The organism is Variovorax sp. efr-133-TYG-130, from assembly GCF_030208835.1.
GTDB lineage: Bacteria > Pseudomonadota > Gammaproteobacteria > Burkholderiales > Burkholderiaceae_C > Variovorax.
In genome coordinates this window covers 1-16,896 of sequence record NZ_JARVTD010000045.1, presented here as the reverse complement: position 1 = coordinate 16,896, position 16,896 = coordinate 1, and the positions used below count along the sequence as shown (strand labels likewise).

The 16,896-nt window shown below is 67.3% G+C and carries 17 protein-coding genes; 6 read left to right on the top strand and 11 right to left on the bottom strand.

What is annotated here, in order from left to right:
• Nucleotides 1-1,584, top strand: coding sequence for a phospholipase D family protein (locus QRN67_RS31775; RefSeq protein WP_285415003.1), 1,584 nt, complete (start codon nucleotides 1-3; stop codon nucleotides 1,582-1,584).
• A gap of 104 nt (nucleotides 1,585-1,688) precedes the next feature.
• Nucleotides 1,689-2,849 (top strand): ABC transporter substrate-binding protein, encoded by a 1,161-nt coding sequence (locus QRN67_RS31770; protein WP_106936180.1) that lies wholly within the window; start codon nucleotides 1,689-1,691, stop codon nucleotides 2,847-2,849.
• Here QRN67_RS31770 and QRN67_RS31765 read toward each other — a convergent pair.
• From QRN67_RS31765 to QRN67_RS31730, 8 genes are all read right to left on the bottom strand, one after another.
• Nucleotides 2,846-3,550, bottom strand: coding sequence for an ABC transporter ATP-binding protein (locus tag QRN67_RS31765; RefSeq protein ID WP_285415002.1), 705 nt, complete (start codon nucleotides 3,548-3,550; stop codon nucleotides 2,846-2,848). The genes QRN67_RS31770 and QRN67_RS31765 overlap by 4 nt on opposite strands.
• Complete coding sequence (locus QRN67_RS31760; RefSeq protein ID WP_285415001.1) at nucleotides 3,543-4,313, bottom strand: ABC transporter ATP-binding protein; 771 nt, start codon at nucleotides 4,311-4,313, stop codon at nucleotides 3,543-3,545. The genes QRN67_RS31765 and QRN67_RS31760 overlap by 8 nt, the downstream gene beginning before the upstream one ends.
• Nucleotides 4,310-5,272, bottom strand: coding sequence for a branched-chain amino acid ABC transporter permease (locus tag QRN67_RS31755; protein WP_285415000.1), 963 nt, complete (start codon nucleotides 5,270-5,272; stop codon nucleotides 4,310-4,312). The genes QRN67_RS31760 and QRN67_RS31755 overlap by 4 nt, the downstream gene beginning before the upstream one ends.
• Nucleotides 5,269-6,129 (bottom strand): branched-chain amino acid ABC transporter permease, encoded by an 861-nt coding sequence (locus QRN67_RS31750; RefSeq protein ID WP_285414999.1) that lies wholly within the window; start codon nucleotides 6,127-6,129, stop codon nucleotides 5,269-5,271. Before QRN67_RS31750 ends, QRN67_RS31755 begins: the two co-directional genes overlap by 4 nt.
• 45 nt (nucleotides 6,130-6,174) lie before the next feature.
• On the bottom strand, nucleotides 6,175-7,374 hold the full coding sequence (locus QRN67_RS31745) for an ABC transporter substrate-binding protein (protein ID WP_081267384.1): 1,200 nt from the start codon (nucleotides 7,372-7,374) through the stop codon (nucleotides 6,175-6,177).
• A gap of 107 nt (nucleotides 7,375-7,481) precedes the next feature.
• Complete coding sequence (locus tag QRN67_RS31740) at nucleotides 7,482-7,805, bottom strand: 2Fe-2S iron-sulfur cluster-binding protein (protein ID WP_081267385.1); 324 nt, start codon at nucleotides 7,803-7,805, stop codon at nucleotides 7,482-7,484.
• Nucleotides 7,806-7,824: 19 nt separating this feature from the next.
• The gene (locus QRN67_RS31735) at nucleotides 7,825-9,279 is read right to left on the bottom strand and encodes a glutamine synthetase family protein (protein ID WP_285414998.1); all 1,455 of its coding nucleotides are present in this window, start codon (nucleotides 9,277-9,279) and stop codon (nucleotides 7,825-7,827) included.
• A gap of 10 nt (nucleotides 9,280-9,289) precedes the next feature.
• On the bottom strand, nucleotides 9,290-10,624 hold the full coding sequence (locus tag QRN67_RS31730; protein WP_285414997.1) for an aromatic ring-hydroxylating dioxygenase subunit alpha: 1,335 nt from the start codon (nucleotides 10,622-10,624) through the stop codon (nucleotides 9,290-9,292).
• A gap of 262 nt (nucleotides 10,625-10,886) precedes the next feature.
• Here QRN67_RS31730 and QRN67_RS31725 point away from each other — a divergent pair, with 262 nt between their 5' ends.
• Nucleotides 10,887-11,621, top strand: a complete 735-nt coding sequence (locus QRN67_RS31725) for a GntR family transcriptional regulator (protein ID WP_081267388.1) — start codon at nucleotides 10,887-10,889, stop codon at nucleotides 11,619-11,621.
• An 86-nt stretch (nucleotides 11,622-11,707) separates the two neighbouring features.
• A complete protein-coding gene (locus tag QRN67_RS31720) occupies nucleotides 11,708-12,325 on the top strand; it encodes a TetR/AcrR family transcriptional regulator (RefSeq protein ID WP_081267389.1) in 618 nt (205 codons plus the stop codon).
• 17 nt (nucleotides 12,326-12,342) lie between these two features.
• Here the strand turns inward: QRN67_RS31720 and QRN67_RS31715 are convergent, their stop codons facing one another.
• Complete coding sequence (locus tag QRN67_RS31715) at nucleotides 12,343-13,839, bottom strand: amidase (protein WP_285414996.1); 1,497 nt, start codon at nucleotides 13,837-13,839, stop codon at nucleotides 12,343-12,345.
• A 108-nt stretch (nucleotides 13,840-13,947) separates the two neighbouring features.
• Nucleotides 13,948-14,754, bottom strand: a complete 807-nt coding sequence (locus QRN67_RS31710; protein ID WP_285414995.1) for a metallophosphoesterase — start codon at nucleotides 14,752-14,754, stop codon at nucleotides 13,948-13,950.
• Between the two features lie 126 nt (nucleotides 14,755-14,880).
• Between QRN67_RS31710 and QRN67_RS31705 the strand changes: the two genes are divergently transcribed.
• The gene (locus QRN67_RS31705) at nucleotides 14,881-15,054 is read left to right on the top strand and encodes a hypothetical protein (protein ID WP_172839818.1); all 174 of its coding nucleotides are present in this window, start codon (nucleotides 14,881-14,883) and stop codon (nucleotides 15,052-15,054) included.
• A 20-nt stretch (nucleotides 15,055-15,074) separates the two neighbouring features.
• On the opposite strand, the gene QRN67_RS31700 is transcribed toward QRN67_RS31705, so the two are convergent.
• Entirely contained in the window at nucleotides 15,075-16,055 is a 981-nt protein-coding gene (locus QRN67_RS31700; RefSeq protein WP_081267392.1) for a LysR family transcriptional regulator, read from the bottom strand.
• Nucleotides 16,056-16,173: 118 nt separating this feature from the next.
• On the opposite strand from QRN67_RS31700, the gene QRN67_RS31695 reads away from it, so the two are divergent.
• On the top strand, nucleotides 16,174-16,716 hold the full coding sequence (locus QRN67_RS31695) for a hypothetical protein (protein ID WP_285414994.1): 543 nt from the start codon (nucleotides 16,174-16,176) through the stop codon (nucleotides 16,714-16,716).
• The last annotated feature ends 180 nt before the right edge of the window (nucleotides 16,717-16,896 follow it).

The following is a 16,896-nucleotide window of genomic DNA, read 5'->3' as shown; positions in this document are numbered from 1 at the left end:
ATGCGTGCTGCCAACCTCCGCCGACTTGCCGCCCTGGCACTGGGCGCGGCCTCCCTCTGGCTTGCCGGCTGCGTGAGCCTGCCGCCGGGCAAGCCGATGCCCGTGGCCACCGCCTTCACGGCCGCGGACGTGGCGCAGACCGAACTGGCGCAGCTCGCGGCCCGGGGCACGCCGGGCGGATCCACGTCGCTGTCGGGCTTCCGGCTGCTGCCGGAGGCGGCCTTCGCGTTCGACGCGCGCATCTCGCTCGCGCGGCACGCCGAGAAGTCGCTCGACGTGCAGTACTACCTGATCCAGAAGGACGACGTCGGCCTGCTGTTCCTCAAGGAGCTGCGCGAGGCCGCCGCGCGCGGCGTGCGCGTGCGCCTGCTGGTGGACGACCTCTACACGGCGGGAGAGGACGAGGTGTTCAGCACGCTGTCGGCGTTCCCGAACATCGAGGTGCGGCTGTTCAACCCGCTGCCCTCGCGCGCCGATTCGCTGGCGACGCGGCTGCTGTTCTCGCTGACCGACTTCGGCCGCATCAACCACCGCATGCACAACAAGCTGCTGGTGGCCGACAACAGCTTCGCGGTGTCGGGCGGCCGCAACATCGCCAACGAGTACTTCATGCGCAGCACAGCCGCCAACTTCATCGACATGGACGTGCTGTCCAGCGGCCCGGTGGTGCGCCAGATGTCCGCCGGCTTCGACCGCTACTGGAACAGCGAGCACGTGCGACCCATCGAGCAGATCGCGCCGCTGCGCATGCCGGTGGAAGAGGCGCAGAAGCGGTTCGACGCCATCGCGCGCACGGCGGTGCCCGACGTGGCCATGCACCAGCGCGACGTGCTCGACAAGTCGCCGGTGGGGCAGCAGCTCATTGCCGGCAACGTGGAGCGCTACTGGGCGCCGTCGACGCTGTTCGTGGACGACCCCGAGAAAATCACGCGCAAGCCCGACGCAGCCTACGAAGGCAGCGTGACCGAGGGCGCGCTGGGCGTCATCAATTCGGCCAAGCGCGAGGTGAAGATCGGCTCGCCGTATTTCATTCCGGGCGCGCGCGGCATGGCGATGATGAAGGCGGCCATTCAGCGTGGCGGGCGCATCACGGTGGTCACCAACTCGCTGGGCGCCACCGACGAGCCGCTGGCCTACGCGGGCTACGAGCGCTACCGCGCCGACATGCTCAAGATCGGCGTCACCATCTACGAGATCGCACCCACGCTGACCGGGCGCTCGGGGCGCTTCGGCGATTTCGGCAAATCGATCAGCCGGCTGCACGCCAAGCTCGCGGTGGTGGACGACGAGCGCTTCTTCGTCGGCTCGATGAACCTCGACCACCGCTCGGCGGCGGTCAACACCGAGATGGGGCTGGTCATCGACAGTCCCGAGCTGGTGAAGGACTACGACAGGCTCATGGGCGGCGAGCGCGTCAACCTCGGCTACCGCCTGCGCCTCGGGCCGGACGGCCGCCGCGTGCAGTGGCTGGAATACGACGACGCCGGCGGCGACATCGTGCACGAGGACGAGCCCGGCGAGTTCCTCTGGCTGCGCTTCAAGAACTGGCTGCTGCTGCCCATCGTGGGCGAGGAATTGCTCTAGCGAAGCCGCCGTCGTGTCATTCCGGATTGAGGGAAGGTGCGTTACATTCCTTGAAAGAATGTGAGTTTTTGTCACCAAAACATCCCCATCCGGAGACTTCGACCATGACCGTTCCAGTGCCGCGCGAGTCGATTGCGCCGCTTTCCACCAGCCGTCGGCGTGCGCTGACCGGACTGGCAGCAACCGCCGCCGCAGCAGGCCTGGGGTTCCCGGCCCTGGCGCAGAACAAGGCGGTTCGCGTCGGGACCACCTTCGACAACAGCAGCGTCGAGAAGGCCAACGGCCAGGGGCTCTACCAGGGTTCGAGCGCCTTCTTCGCGGCGCTGAACAAGGCGGGCGGCATCAACGGCACCAAGGTCGAGCTCGTGATGGCCGACGACACCTTCAAGCCCGAAGTGGCCAAGGCCAATGCGCTGGCCTTCGAGAAAGACAGCTCCGTGCTCGCGCTGGTGCACCCGCTGGGCACGCGCCAGACCGCCGAGGTGATGGACGCGGTGCCCGGCATGGCCGTGGTGGGCCCCATCACCGGCACCATCGCGCTGCGCAAGAAGAACTCGCCCAACACCTTCTGGGTGCGTGCCAACTACGACCAGGAAGTCGACAAGCTCGTGAGCACCGCCGCAGTGCTGGGCCAGAGCCGCATCGGCCTCGTGCATTCGAACGATCCGCTGGGGCAGTCGGTGCTGGCGGCCTTCAAGGCAGCGCTGGCCAAGGCCAAGCTGGAGCCGGCGGTGATCGCGACCACGCCCAACACCACCAGCATGGAAGTAGGGCCCGCCGCCGAAGCCATCGCCAAGGCCAGGCCGCAGGTGGTGGTGGTCGGGCTGGCCGGTACCGCGCCGGTGTTCCTGAAGGCGCTGCGCGAGGCGGGCAACAGCAGCTCGGCCTACGGCCTTTCGATCACGGCCAGTGCGTTGTCGGCCATGGGCGACCTGGCCAAGGGCCTGGGCTTCGTGATCGTGGTGCCTTCGCCGTATTCGACCCGGTTCGAGATCGTGCGCCGCTACCAGGCCGACATGGTGGCCAGCGGCATCAAGGAGTTCTCGCTCACCAGCCTGGAGGGCTACATCAATGCCGCCGTGCTGGCCGAGGGCATGCGCCGCGCCGGTGGCTCGCTGACGCGCGCGTCGGTGATGTCGGGGCTGGCCAGCATCGAGAGCTTCGACCTGGGCGGGGTGAAGATCAACTACGGCCGCACCAACCGCGAAGGCGGCCAGTTCGTGGACGTGGCGGTGATCGGCAGCCGCGGCCAGATGCTGAGCTAGACCCCGACGCCCAGCAAACCCTCGAGCAGCTCCTGGTCCGACGCCAGTTCGCTGCTCGGCCCCGCGTGCACCACGGTGCCGCGCTCCAGCACGATGGCCTTGTGCGTCATCTCCAGCGCCAGCACCGGGTGCTGCTCGACCACGATCGAGGCCAGCCCTTCCGATTCGCACAGCCGGCGGATGGCGGCCGCCAGCTCTTCCACGATGATCGGCGCGAGGCCTTCCATCGGCTCGTCGAGCAGCAGCAGCCTGGGGTTGGTCATCAGCGCGCGGCCGATGGCGAGCATCTGCTGCTCGCCGCCCGAGAGCTGGTTGCCGTAGTTGCCGCGCCGCTCGCGCAGGCGCGGGAAGAAGTCGTAGACGCGCTTCAGGTTCCATCCGCCGAGCCGCGAGATCACCGTGAGGTTTTCTTCCACGGTGAGCGACGGAAACACCTCGCGCTCCTGCGGCACCCAGCCCAGCCCGGCGCGCACGCGCTGGTGCGATGGCCAGCGCGTGATGTCCGCGCCCTGCCAGCGGATCGCGCCCTGCATCACGCGGGTGTTGCCCATCAGCGTTTCGAGCAGCGTGGTCTTGCCCACGCCGTTGCGCCCGAGGATGGCGAGGCTCTCGCCCTGCTGCAGGGAAAAGTCGAGTCGGTCGAGCACGACCGCATTGCCGTAGCCGGCGGTGACGCGGTCGAAGGCGAGTGCTTCAGGCATGGTGGTGCGAACTTCCCAGGTAGACCTCGCGAACGCGCGGGTCGGCGCTGATTTCCGAGGGCGTTCCCTCGGTGAGGATGCGTCCGCCGACGAGCACCGAGATGCGGCGCGAGAAGCGGAAGACGAGCTTCATGTCGTGCTCGATGAACAGCACGCTGATGTCCTGCGGCAGCGCCGCGATGACCTCGAACAGCTCGCCGCTCTCGTCCTGCGGCACGCCGGCCGCGGGCTCGTCGAGCAGCAGGATGCGAGGCTTGGCGGCCAGCGCCAGCGCGATCTCGAGCAGGCGCTGCTTGCCGTAGGCCAGCTCGGACACCGGCACGTCGGCCAGGCTGTCGAGCCTGAATATGCCCAGCAGCGAGTGCGCCTCGTCGAACACCCTGGTGCAGCCCTTCAGCGGCCGCCACCAGGTGGCGCCCAACCCCTCGCGCTCGCTGATCGCCAGCACCACCGACAGCAGCGGCGTGAGGCTGGGGAACAGCGTGTTGATCTGGAAAGTGCGCGACAGGCCCATGCGCGCGCGCTTGTCGGCGGACAGGCGGGTGAGGTCGTGGTCGCCCATGTGGATCGATCCGCTCGTGGGCTTGAACACGCCGGTGAGCAGGTTGATGAGCGTGGTCTTGCCCGCGCCGTTGGGGCCGATCAGCGCTTGGCGCGCGCCGGGCTCGAGCGAGAGATTCACGTCGCTCACCGCCTGGAATTCGCCGAAGCGGATGCCCAGGCCCTGGGTGCGCAGGGTGTGCGTCTTGGTTGCCGGGCTCATCGCGCCTTCTCCGTGCGGACGAAGCGCGACAGCGCGCCCATGATGCCGCCGCGTCCCAGCATGACCGCCGCGATCAGGAAGATGCCGAGCCAGAACATCCAGTACTGCGGATTCATGTCCGCGAACCAGTCGTGCACCAGCATGTAGACGATGGCGCCGATCATGCCGCCGTACAGCCGGCCGGTGCCGCCCAGCACCAGGATGATGAGCACCTCGGCCGAGCGGTTGAAGCCGATCGACTCGATGCCGACGAACTGCGTGGTCTGCGCCAGCAGCGCGCCCGCCACGCCGGCCACCGCGGCCGAGAAGGCGTAGGCCATTCGCAGCCGCGCTTCCACCGGCGAGCCGATGGCCAGCATGCGCTTGCGGCTGTCGTGGATGCCACGCAGCGCCAGCCCGAAAGGCGAGCGCAGCACCAGCCGCACCAGCAGGAACATCGCGAACACCACGCCGAAGGCGTAGCAGAAGGCGGTCTTGCCGTAGAGGTCGAAGTCGAACATGCCGAGCACCGGCGCGATGACCACGCCCTGCAGCCCGTCGGTGCCGCCGGTGATGCCCGAGAGCCGGTTGGCCACCTCGAACAGCAGCACGCACACGCCGATGGTGATCATCAGCCGCGTGAGGTCGGCGCCGCGCACCACCAGGTAGCTTAGTGCATAGCCCAGCAGGCCGCTGACGACCAGCGCGAACGCGAGGCCGGTGAAGGGCTCGCTCCAGCCGTACTTGGCGAGCAGCCCGGCCGCGTAGGCGCCAGCGCCGAAGAACGCGGCATGGCCGACGGTGAGGATGCCCGCGTAGCCCAGCGCCATGTCGAGCGACACCGCGAACAGGCCGAAGATCATGATCTGGCTCATCAGCGTGAGCTTGTCGGGCAGCAGGAAGAAGCTCGACGCGAGCGCGATCCAGAAGACGGCTTCCGCGGCGCGCAGCTGCGCGGGAGAGACGGTCAGGGCTTTCATGCGAGCCCCTTCTTGGCGACGATGCCGTTCGGGCGCACCAGCAGCATGACGATCATGAAGACGTAGATGAGAAAGGCGCCGGCTTCGGGCAGGTAGTACTTGCCCGCCACGTCGACGATGCCGACCAGCAGCGCCGCGATGAACGGCCCGGTGACGGTGCCGGCGCCGCCCACGCACACCACCATCAGGAAGTACACGAGGTACTTGAGCGGGAACGAAGGCTCCAGCCCCAGCATGCCCAGGCTCAGCGCGCCGCCCAGGCCGGCGAGGCCGCAGCCCAGCGAGAAGGTCAGGAAGAACAGGCGCTGCACGTGGATGCCGGTGCCGCCGGCCACGCGCTGGTTGTCCACCGCCGCGCGCACCATCGCGCCGTAGCGGGTCCTGCCCAGGCCCAGCAGCAGGGCGACGAGCACCGCCGCGCCGCAGGCGATCAGGAACAGCCGGTAGCGGCCCACCTCCAGGCCCAGCAGCGACACCTGCCCGTCGAGCGCCGCGGGCAGCGTGAAGGGCTGCATCGTCGGGCCGAAGAAATAGGTGAAGGCGGCGATCGACACGAACACCACGCCGATCGACAGCAGCACCTGGTCGAGCGGATGCGCGCGGTACAGCCGGCGGTAGAACACGAACTCCAGCACCGCGCCCACCAGCGCCGCCGCCACGAAGGCCGCCGCCAGCGAGAGGCCGAAGCCGAGCCCGAAGTGGTTCATCAGCACGGCGGCCACGTAGCCGCCGACCATCGCGAAGCTGCCGTGCGCGAGGTTGACGAAATTCATGAGTCCCATCGTGATGGACAGGCCCACGCCGATGAGGAACAGGAGCATGCCGTAGGCCACTCCGTCGAAGATCACGATGCCCATGAATTTCCCGCTCGCTGGCTGAATGCTGGCTTCTGTTCTTTGCGTTTACTTGGCCGCGGCTTCCTTCGCCGGGTCCTTCACGCGGTCGAACTTGTCGAACTCGACGTTCACCAGCTGGCCGTTCACGCGCTCGGTCTTGCGGATGTAGACGGTCTGCACGATGTCGCGCGTGGCCGGGTCGATCTCGATCGGGCCGCGCGGGCTCTCGAAGCTCAGGCCCTTCAGCGCCTCCATGAACTTGTCGCCGCCGGTGTCGCCCTTGGTCTTGGCCAGCGCGAGGTCGATGGCGGCCATGGCATCGTAGGCGGTCACGGCGAAGTAGCTGGGGCGCAGCTTGGCGCCGTTGTCGGCGGCGAAGTCGCGCACGAACTTCTGGTTCTTGGGCGAGGGGTGCGCGAACGAGTAGTGGTGGCTGGTGACCAGGCCCAGCGCCACGTCGCCGGTGGCGTCGAGGTAGCTGTCGTCGGTGGCTTCGCCGGTGGCGTAGAGCTTGATGCCGGCCTGCTCCATGCCGCGTTCCTTCCAGACCTTCAGGAAGGCCGGCGGCATCACGCCCGAGGGGAAGAAGAAGAACACGGCCTGGGGCTTGGCGTCCTTGATGCGCTGCACGTAGGCCGAGAAGTCGGGGTTGTTCATCGGCGTGCGCACTTCGCCCGACACCTTGCCGCCGCCGGCGGTGAAGGTCTTCTTGAAGGCGGTCTCGGCGTCGACGCCCGATGCGTAGTCGGCGACCACGGTGTAGGCGTCCTTGATGCCTTCCTTGAGCATGTAGCGCGCCATCGGGTCGGTGACCTGCTGCACGGTGAACGACAGGCGCGCCACGTAGGGCGAGCTGGTGGTGATGGCCGAGGAGGCGGCGTTCATCACGATGGTCGGGATCTTGGCCTGCGTGGCGATGGCGCCCACGGCGTAGGCGTTGGGGCTGAAGTCCAGGCCGGTGAGCACGCTCACCTTGTCGCGCACGATCAGTTCCTGCGCGATGCGCTTGGCGGCGTCGGGCGCCGGGCCGGCGGTGTCCTTCTTGATGATCTCGACCGTTCGGCCGCCCACCTTGCCGCCGTGCTCCTTCAGGTAGAGCGCGATGCCGGCGTCGAACTGGCGGCCGTAGTCGGCATAGGGGCCGGAGTAGGTCGCGATCAGGCCGATGCGCAGGGGCTCGTCGGCCGCCTGCGCGGCGGTCGTGCCCAGCACGCCGAAGCTCGCCAGCAGCAGGGTCGAGAGGATGGTTCTCTTGGTCATCGTCATTGCCGTCATTTGAAAACGCCTTTCAGGTGGAATGGATGCGCCCCCCTCGGGGCGCCGCTGTCGTGTAACCGGATGTGCAAAGCGGGCGATGATGCCCGAGCTGGCTGTCAGACCTGCGTATCGGGCACGCGCACCGTGAGGCCATCGAAGGCCGCGGTGATGCCGAGCTGGCAACTCAGGCGCGAGCCGGGCCTGCGCTCGGACGCAACGGCGTCGAGCAGCGCGCTTTCCATGTCGTCGGGCGGCGGCAGCAGGTCGATGAAGGCGTCGTCCACGTAGACGTGGCAGGTGGCGCAGGAGCAGCAGCCGCCGCACTCGGCATCGATGCCGCGCACGTTGGCGCGAATGGCGGTTTCCATCACGCTGGCGCCGACCTTGGCGTCGACGTCGCGGGTGGTGCCGTCCTTGAGGATGTAGTGGATCGTGGGCATTGTTGTTCTTGGGGCTCGTTCAGAACATGTCGAAGTACTCGCGGTGTTCCCACTCGCTGACTTCGAGGTTGAAGCGGGCGATTTCCGCTTCCTTGATGTGGCAGAGGTAGTCGACGAAGGTCTTGCCCATCTGCGCGTTGAGCATCTCGTCGCGGCGCAGGCAGGCGAGGGCGTCGCCGAGCGAGCGCGGCAGCTGCTCCGCCGGGGTTTCGTACGGCGCGTCGGCCGAGGGCCCGGGGTCGGTCTTGTGGCGGATGCCGTCCAGTCCCGAGAACAGCTGCGACGCGAGGTAGAGGTACGGATTGGCCGTCGGCTCGCCCACGCGGTTCTCGATGCGCGAGGCACTCTGCCCCACGCCGCCGAGCACACGCAGCATCGCGCCGCGGTTGTCTCTTGCCCAGATCGCGCGGTCGGGCGCGAGCGAGAAGGGGCGGTAGCGCCGGTAGCCGTTGATGGTGGGGCTCGCGAGCGCGGCCGCGCCGCAGGCGTGCGCCTTGAGGCCGCCGAGGTAGTGCATGCCGATCTCGCTGAGCGTCTGGCCCTCGGTCTCGGGTATGAACGCATTCACGCCGTCGCTCTTGCGGCGCAGCGACTGGTGCAGGTGCCAGCCGCTGGACATCACGTTCGGGATCTTCGGGCGGCACATGAAGGTGGCGTGCAGGCCGTTGCGCTGGCAGATCTGCTTGATGGCGCTGCGCAGCAGCACCATGGTGTCGGCCGGCATCACGCCGGCGGTGGGCCCGAAGGTCAGCTCGAACTGGCTCGGGCCGAACTCGATTTCCAGCGAGCGCAGCGGCAGGCCGAGTGCCATGAGCTGAGAGCGCAGCAGCTCCATCAGCGTGTCGACGCGGTCGTAGCGCAGCTCGGTCAGGTACTGGTGGCCGTGCGACAGCAGCGACACGCGCGGCGGTTCGCCGGGCTGGCCCGAGTCGGCCAGGCCCATGCGCGCGTCGTCGAGCCTGAAGACGTGGAACTCCACTTCCAGGCCGGCGATGAAGTCCAGCCCCAGCTCGTCGAGCTGGCGCACCGCGCGCTGCAGGATCTGCCGCGTGGCGAAGGGGCAGGGCTTGCCGTCGGCCATGTAGGCGTCGCACATCACCCAGCCGGTGCGCGGCGACCACGGCAGCACCTTGAAGGTGGCGGGGTCGGCCACGATGGTGAAGTCGGCGCCGCCCTGCAGGCCCTCGATGGCGAAGCCGCCGCCCTGTGTGAACACCGGGAACACGGTCTTGTGCGAGGTGTCCTTGGCCAGCAGGGTGGAGGTGAGGTTCACGCCTTCCCAGAGGGCGGAGCGCGCCTCGCTGGCGACCAGCGTCTTGCCGCGCAGGATGCCGTGCTGGTCGGGCCAGGCGAAGCGCACGAGATCGACCTCGCCGCTGTCGATGCGGCGCACCAGTTCCCTGGCCTGCGCATGCTGGTCGTCGGACCAGAGACCGAAGCGGTCGACGAACTTGTTGCTGCTGATGCTGCTCATGGCGCGGGCTTCAGGCGGCGAGCCGTGCCGAGGCCCAGTCGGACTTCATCCGGCGTGCCCGGTCGGCCTCCTGCCAGTAGGCCTCGGTAGCGGCTTCGTCGCTGACGTTGCGGCCGATGCCGTCGATGGAGGGCGGGCCGGTCATCGCGCCGGCCTGTGCGGCGTCGATGAGCATCGGCGCGCTTTCGCCGGCCAGCGTGGCCTCGATGGCCTTCACCAGCAGGCGGCGATAGGCGACGATGCCCTTGTCGGTGCTGCCGAGGTGCTCGCGCGTGCGGTCCTGGATGGCGCCCTGCGACTCCACCGCCCACTGGTCGTGCACGTTGATGTCGTCGCCCATGCCGGTGTAGGTCTCGGTCAGCTGCTCTTCGATGCTGTAGCCGTAGTTGTTGCGCTTGTTCTTGCGCGAGGTGTAGTCGGGCAGCTCGTAGAGCTTCAGGCGCTGGTCTCGCATCTGCTGCTTGTCGACCGGGCCGGTGAAGCTGGTGAAGATGGCATACCAGTAGCAGTGCGTGTCGTCCACGGGCACGTGCCATTGCGAGATGGTCATCTCGGCGCTCATCGGAATCACGAAGGCCTGCGGGAACACCACGTTGGTCACGCGCACGTGGGTGGTGTCTTCGCTCAGCTTGCGCAGCGCCTTCAGGCGGAAGCCGTAGTCGGTCGGTTCGACGCTGATGTCGGGGCGGTCGTACTCGCGCAGCACCTTGGTGATGGGCATGTCGGAGTCGGCCGAAGCCCCGCGGAATTGCTTGCCGTAGCTGCCGGAGGTGTCTTCGTCCTCGAAGAAGCGGTGCAGGTACGAGGCGTGCGCGGGGTCGATGCCCACTTCGAGCGCCTGCAGCCAGTTGCACTCGAACAGGCCCTTGAACGCGAAGGTGTGGCTGTCGGGCGCGACGAAGCAGTCGAAGTCGGGAAACGCGGGGGGCTCGCCCTCGCCGATGTACGCGAAGATCGTTCCGGCCTTCTCGACCACCGGATAGGCCGACTGCTTGATGCGGCTGCACAGCTTGCTGGTGGCGGGCTCGGCGGGGGTTTCGAGGCAGTTGCCCTTGGCGTCGAACAGCCAGCCGTGGAAGGCGCAGCGCAGGCCGCCGTTCTCGAGCCGGCCGAAGGCGAGGTCGGCGCCGCGGTGCGGGCAGTCGCGGTCGAGCATGCCGAGCTGGCCGCTTTCGTCACGGAACAGGACGAAGTCCTGCCCCATGAGCTTCACCGGCTTCACCGGTCGCGGGCCGGCGAGCTCGTCGGCCAGTGCCACCGGCTGCCAGTAGCGGCGCAGCAGCTTGCCGGCGGGAGCGTCGGGTCCGACGCGGGTGATGAAATCGTTCTGCTCGGCGCTGATCATCGTGCGGGCTCCATCTTTGGGGGCTGTGGAAGGGATCTGCAGGCATTGCATGCAACTGTATGCATTGTCTTGGTGACCCCGGATTCCGGTCAAACTTACATCTGCGGTTTCGCCCCGGAATGGGGCATGAAACGCCAAAAATCAGGGTAAACGCTGAGCGTAACGTCGGTTTTTGACACTTGTTTACATGAAGTGCATGCAACAACCGAGCCAGCGCAAATATGCTGCGTGCAGTGTCAGGCGCGTCTCCTAGAATTCGCCGATGGACTCCCAACAATCCCGCGTCCTCGTGCAGTTGCGCGACATGATCCTCAAGGGCGAATTCGTGCCCGGAGAGCGGCTGGCCGAGATCCCGCTGGCCGAGAAGCTCGAGGCATCGCGCACGCCGGTGCGGCTGGCGCTGGCCAGCCTGGAGCACGAAGGGCTGATCGAGCAGTCGCCTTCCGGCGGCTACCAGATGCGCCGCTTCACCTCCCAGGAAGTGGCTGACGCCATCCGCGTGCGAGGCGTGATCGAAGGCTTTGCCGCCCGCCTGCTGGCCGAGGACGGCGCGCCGCGCCAGCTGCTGCGCGACCTCAAGGATTGCCTGGACGCCGGCGACCGCGCGGTCAATAAGCCCAGCATGGATCTGGACGACTACGCGGCCTACGTCGAAATGAACGACCGCTTCCACAAGCTGATCCTCGAAGGCTGCGGCAACCTCGCGCTCAAGCGGGTGATGGACATGCTCGGCGGCCAGCCTTTCGCCGCGCCCAGCGCGATGCTGCCCATGCAGTCGTCGATGGAAGAGGGCCAGCAGTGGATGCGCCAGGCGCACCGCACGCACCACGCGATGGTGCAGGCCATCGAACGCGGACAGGGCTCTCGTGCCCAGGCGCTGGGTGAGGAGCACGTCGAAATCGCGCGGATGAACCTCGACTACGCGCTGGAACGGCCCGAGCTGGCGGCCGAGCTGATGCCGGGGATCCGGCTTGTCTCCAAGGGGCGCAACACTTGAGCGTACTGTTCAGTCTGTAAAAGACTGGCTGGTATTTCGGCGGGCATGTCGTCTGATTGGCGACGCACAAGACTAGAATTTCCGGCATGAATGCCGTTTCCCCCGCCAAGACCTCATTCAAGGAACAGATGCTCCAGGCCCGCGAGGAGGCCATCGTGCAGACCGCGAACCGGTTGCTGGCCGAAAAGGGGTTCGAATCGATGACGGTCGACGAGGTGGCTGCCGCGGTCGGCATCGCCAAGGCCAGTCTCTACAAGCACTTTCCCAGCAAGGAAGACCTTGCCGCCGCGGCCATGGTGCGCATCATGCAGCGCACCATGGAGTTCCTGGCCTCGGTGCCGCCGGAGGACAAGCCGATCGCCAAGCTGCGCGCCGTGGTGCGTTGGTCGATGCAGGTTCAGCTGGCCGGCGAGATGCCGTCGCTGCCGCACCAGAACTCGACCCTGCGCGCCGCGCTGATGAACAACCGCGCCTACCTCGACCGCCTGGTAACCATCAGCGACCAGCTCGGCGGCTGGATCCAGGCCGCGCAGGCCGACGGTTCGCTGAACCCGAAGCTGCCGGCCCTCGCCGTGCTCTACACGCTGTTCGCGCGGGCCTGCGATCCGGTGCTGGGCTTCCTCAAGGCCGGCGGGCTGCAGACCGACGAGCAGATCGTCGAGCTGGTGCTCGCCACCTGCTTCGAGGGCCTGGCCTCGCGCTGAAGGCCCGGCTCAGCTGCTCAGCTGCTGAGCACTCGGCGCGGCGTCACCGCGGCCTCGACGGCCCAGCCGACCGCCAGCAAGCGGTGGTCCGTGTTGCCGATGCCGGCGATCATCAGCCCGACCGGCGCGCTGCCCGCCTCGTGGCAAGGCACGGAAAGCGCGCAGCCGTCGAACAGGTTCACCACCGACGGGTTGCGCAACATGCGGCCGTTGATGCGGTAGTAGGTTTCGTCGTCCTTCAGCACCTCGGCAATGGTCGGCGCGGTGTCGGGCGTGGTCGGCATCAGCATCGCGTCGTAGCCGGCGGCCGCGGTGTTGATCGAGCGGATGAACTGGCGGCGCAGCGCCTGCAGCTGGAGGTAGTCGGGCGCGGTGATGGTCTCGCCGGTCCTGATGCGGGCCAGCACGCGTGGGTCGTACTTGGCGGCGCCGGTCTTGATGAATTCGCGGTGCCAGGCGAAGGCCTCGGCGGCGGTGATCGTGCCGCGCGGGTTGATGGCGGGCGCCTTCGCGAACTCGGCCATCGGCAGTTCGGTGACCGTGGCCCCGGCGGCGGAAAGCTTCGACAGCGCCGCCGCGAACGCAGCGGCCACTGCCGGCGACAGCTCATCCTGGAAGAAGGTTTTGGGCACCGCGAAGCGCAGGCCGCGCAGCGGCGGCACGCGGATCGGGCGAGGCAGTTCGCCAGCCATCACGGCGTCGAGCAGGGCGCAGTCTTCCACCGTCCAGGCGATCGGCCCGGCGGAATCGAAGGAGGTCGACAGCGGCAGCACGCCGTCGAGCGGAATGCGCCGCTGCGTCGGCTTGAAGCCCACGAGCCCGTTGAGCGCCGAGGGAATGCGCAGCGAGCCGCCGGTGTCGGTGCCGATGGCGCCGGCCGCCATGCCGTCGGCCACCGAGATCGCGCCACCCGATGTCGATCCGCCCGGGATACGGCCGACGGCACGGTCGTAGACATTCTTCGGCGTGCCGTAGTGCGGGTTGATGCCCAGGCCCGTGTAGGCGAACTCGACCGTGTTGGTGCGCCCGATGATGATCGCGCCGGCACGCCGCAGCCGCTCGACCACGATGGCGTCGCGCGCTGCCGGCGGCTGGCCGGCCAGCACGGTCGAGCCGCCGAGCGTGGTGACGCCGGCTTCGTCGAACAGGTCCTTGAGCGATATGGGGATGCCTGAGATGTGAGAGGCGGCGGGGCGGCCAGCCTTGCGGTCGGCGTCGAGCCGGGCTGCGGCGGCACGGGCCGAATCGGCGTGTACGCGGATGAAGGCGCGCGCGCCTTCGCCGGCGGGGTTCTGGATGGCCGCGAGCGCCTCTTCCACCAACTGGCTGCTGCTGACCGAGCCGGCTGCGAGCCGGCGCGACAGCTCGGCCATCGACGACTGGCCCATCGCCTTGCCGCCCGTCTCGGGCGCCTGGGCCGATGCCTTCGGCCAGAAGGAGAGCATGCCGGTGGCGGCTGCGAGGCCGGCCGACTGCTGAAGGAAAGTCCGACGTTGTTGTTGCTGTTGCGTCATGGCGCTCTCCTCCGGGTGGATGGGTGGTCCTCTGGCAGTCTACACAGCGGGTGCGGCCAGTGCGTTGCCGGCCGTTACAGCGCGCGCGGGCTGCCGCGCGCCTTTTCATCAGTGGATGTCGATCAGCAGGTGGGGCTTGAAGCCTTCCTGCTCGCCGTTGCGCGCGTAGCCCAGCGGATTGGCCACGACGCGGCAGCCGTTCTTCATGTAATCGGACGGGCAGTGCAGGTGGCCGTGCAGCCACAGCCTGGTGTGGGGGAGCAGTTCGTCGAGCGCATTGCAGAAACCGGCGGTGCCGGGAGTCAGCCCGTAGCGCGGATCGCCGCTGTCGAGGCTGGGTGCGAAATGCGTGATGGCGACCGTGGTGCCGTCGAAAGGCTCGGCCAGTGCCTGTTCGATCCATGTCTGGCAGGCGAGCGCCTGCTCCCGCAACTGGGCGGCGAGGAACAGTTGGCCGTTACGCATGGTGGCCGCTTTTTCAAGGTAGAAATCGGCCGCGCGCATCGCCTTGCCCCGTTTCTTGAGGGCGTCGGCGAGGCTGTCGGCAGGGGTGGCCAGTGCGTCGAAGTCGGCCCAGAGCGTGGTGCCGACGAAGCGGATGCCGTCGATGACGCGGGTTTCGCGCTCGAGCCAGAGGATGTCGAGCTCTTCGCACAAGGTGCGCAGGCGTTCGTGGGTTTCGTCGAAGTCGGCGTTGTCGTACTCGTGGTTGCCCGGCACGTAGATGACGGGCGTCGGCCAGCCGTTGCGGGGAGAGAATCGGCCCAGGCCGAAGTCGGTGTCGGTCAGGCGGGAGCCTTGCTGGTAGGAGCCGATGTCGCCCGCCAGGATCAGCATGTCGGCGCCCGGAACAGGCTCGGCATGGAAGCGGGGATGGGATTCCAGGTGAAGGTCGGACAACAGTTGCAACTTCATCGTCGAACCAGTCTAGGGGAATTGACCCATGCATGAAGCGCATAAGGTCAGGGTTGAAAACCTAGGGATAACCCTTATTCTTGGTACATCAACCACTCAGAGCACGGCCACAAGCCGCGCAACACCATGTTCAGCCTCATCGCCCAAGTGGCACGTTTCTTTCGCTCCTCGACCGTCAACGCCCCGGCCAGCCACGCCGCAGCACTGATGGAAAGCGCCGACATTCGCGCCGGTCGCGGAGCCCACCACGCGCAGGAACTGCGCGCCGCCGCCTCGGCCTGGCTCAGCGTCGTCCGCTGAGCGGTCGACGGGCTGGCAGGTCAGTCGGGCACCCTCTGCCCGAGGACCGATCCGGCGAAAGCTGCGGCTGCCGAGCGCAACAGCGCCGTGCGCAGCCACTCGTGCGAATGCCCGTGCTGGGCGCGCCGGTGCCAGATGGCATCCACATGCACCGGCGGCTGGTCGAAGGGCAGGTCGCGCAGTACCAGTTGGTCGTCGATGCCGGTGACTGTCACGAAGTGACGCGGCAGCACGGTCAGCAAGTCTGAATTGGCCACCACGCGGCCTGCGGTGAAGAACTGGTTCACCGTCACCACGATGCGCCGCTCGCGCCCCATGGCGCCCAGCGTCTGGTCGATGAAGCCGTAAGGCCGCCCTGAAAAACTCACCAGAAGGTGCCGCGCCGCGCAATAGTCGTCGAGCGTGAGGGGCGCATCCGCCAGCGGATGGCCCCGGCGCATCACGCATACATATTGGCCCAGGTAGAGCCGCTGGGTCTCGAACGCAACCCCGACGCCTGATTGGCCACGCGCCGCGAGGCTGGCGATCACGGCCGGAAAGTAGCCGACGGCCATGTCGACTTCTTCGAGCTCGAGCATGCGGCGCGGGTCGCGCGTGGTCAGCGGCAGCACGCGCAGCGAGATGGCGGGCGCTTCTTTCTCGGCGATCTGCACGAGGCCCGGGATGAGCTCGGCCGCGGTTGCGTCGGCCATGGCCAGCAGGAAGGTTGTGTCCGCCGTGGCGGCATCGAATTCGCCGGGCGCCAGCGTGTGCTGAAGCTGGCGAAGCGCGTCGCGCACCGTCGGCCAGAGAGCCAGGGCCCGTGGCGTGGGCTCGACGCCGGCGCCGGAGCGGCGCACCAGTTCGTCCCCCAGTACATCGCGCAGGCGCCGCAACGCATTGCTCACAGCAGGCTGCGTGATCGACAGATTACGGGCAGCGCGCGTGAGGTTGCGCTCTGCCATTACCTCGTCGAAGACGCGGAGCAGGTTGAGGTCGAGCGTGCGAAAGTTGACGTCCATCAGTTTTGTGAATGATAAACATCAGAAAGATAAAGTGGAATCGTACTAGGGTAAGCCCTAATATTGGCGCATAGGCCTTGTTCGCCACCACCGATTACCAACGTCCCAGGAGGACATCATGACCAGCTTTGTTCACGTTGACCAACCCACCGTCCACCCCGGCGTGCGTCGCGCCGAAGTTCTTTTCGGCCAGATCCAGGCCGCACGCGCCGGTGCCAACGGCGCCCGTCCGCTCATCGCGTTGCTGATCGTCGCCATCGCCGCAGCCGTGCTGGTGGTGACCGATGCGCTTGTTTCCAACTGGAGCGAAGGCGGGCTGCTCGCAGTCTGGGCTGTGCTCTGCGTTGCTGCAATCGCATTGTTCGCCCTGTTTGCCGGTTCGGTCGGCAAGAGCGGCGTCGCCGGCCTCTGGCGCGCAGCCTCGCAACGCCGTGCCGCAGCTCGCGCTGATGCTCGCTTCCTGGAAACTGCCAAGAACGACCCGCGCGTGATGCAGGAGCTGCAAGCCGCGGTGTGGCGCCAGCAATCCGAAGGCACTGTGCCTGCCGCTGAAGCCGCCAAGATCGACGCGCTGGCCCGTATGAGCCAGCGCTCGCAGGAAGTGCGCATGCCCACGCTGTATGAAGCGATGCGCCGTACTAACAACTCGCGTTACTACTAAGCTCGCGTAGCTTCGATCTGAGAAAGCCGCCTCCGGGCGGCTTTCTCATTTCTATATATATAGAAGAAGACAAGGCTCTTGGCGCCGGCGTGAAAAGTTCTTCGAACTTTGACGAAATGGGAAAATCCGTTGTATGATCGAAGGCTCGGCAGACGGCTGGTGCTCTCAGGGGTTTCATCA